The sequence below is a fragment of the Pseudoalteromonas sp. 20-92 genome, from assembly GCF_030847595.1.
Lineage (GTDB): Bacteria > Pseudomonadota > Gammaproteobacteria > Enterobacterales > Alteromonadaceae > Pseudoalteromonas > Pseudoalteromonas fuliginea.
The window spans coordinates 1-212 of the sequence record NZ_JANJGQ010000131.1; the positions used below are offsets into that span (position 1 = coordinate 1).

Genomic DNA, 212 nt, shown 5'->3' on the forward strand with positions numbered 1-212 from the left:
AACCAATCGGTTGCTGTAGAATTTCCGTTGTTTAACTTTTCCAGTTTTTGTATGGGTGTTATGCCACCTATACCCATGTTAGGGCGTTGATTATTATAAGTCCATAACCAATCGGTTGCTTTATCTTGTAACTCGCTAATATCACTGTAAATATAATGACTTAGCCAGTCATACCTAACCGTGCGATTAAACCGCTCTACATAAGCATTTTG

Annotated in this window: 1 protein-coding gene; it reads right to left on the bottom strand. The window is 37.7% G+C overall.

Annotated features, from left to right (window positions below; translation table 11 throughout):
- Positions 1-212 (bottom strand): integrase core domain-containing protein (locus tag NRL14_RS21035; RefSeq protein WP_306725536.1); only part of this gene is annotated, 212 nt, incomplete at both ends.